Source organism: Streptomyces calidiresistens, from assembly GCF_014141525.1.
Lineage (GTDB): Bacteria > Actinomycetota > Actinomycetes > Streptomycetales > Streptomycetaceae > Streptomyces > Streptomyces calidiresistens.
The window spans coordinates 1-535 of the sequence record NZ_VKHS01001506.1; the positions used below are offsets into that span (position 1 = coordinate 1).

Consider the following 535-nt stretch of genomic DNA (forward strand, 5'->3'; position numbering starts at 1 on the left):
CGGCAGCGTACGATGTGTATAAGAGACCGGGGTGAGCCCGGTGACCACAACCGGGCCGTCATCGAGGAGTTCCGGGCCCGCGGCGGACGCGTGGGCGGCCCCTTCGAGGGGGTGCCGTTGCTCCTGCTCACCACGCGGGGGGCCCGGACCGGGACGGTCCGTACCGTCCCCACCGCCCATCTGCCGTTCCCGTCGGGGGAGGTCGGCCCGACCGGCCCCGGGGAGGGCCCGGTCGGGGACCGGGTCCTCGTCTTCGGCACCAACGGCGGAGCGGACCGCCATCCGGCCTGGTATCACAACATCCTCGTTCATCCGGAGGTCACCGTGGAACTCGGCTCCGCCGTGTACCCCGCGACGGCCGTGCCGGTGCCCGTGGCGAACGGGGAACGGGACCGGGTCCTCGCGGGGGCCACCGCGTCGATGCCCGGCCTCGCCTCCTATGCCGCGGGGACCTCCCGAACCATCCCGGTGGTCCTCCTTCGCCTCGCCCCCGCGGAAGGGTGAGGGCCCCGGCGGGGAGCGGGTCAGGGGCTGG

The 535-nt window shown here is 74.6% G+C and carries 1 protein-coding gene; it reads left to right on the plus strand.

Annotation, left to right across the window (positions count from 1 at the left end; translation table 11 throughout):
* Positions 1-504 (plus strand): nitroreductase/quinone reductase family protein (locus tag FOE67_RS28040; RefSeq protein WP_323385649.1); only part of this gene is annotated, 504 nt, incomplete at its 5' end.
* Positions 505-535 lie beyond the last annotated feature (31 nt).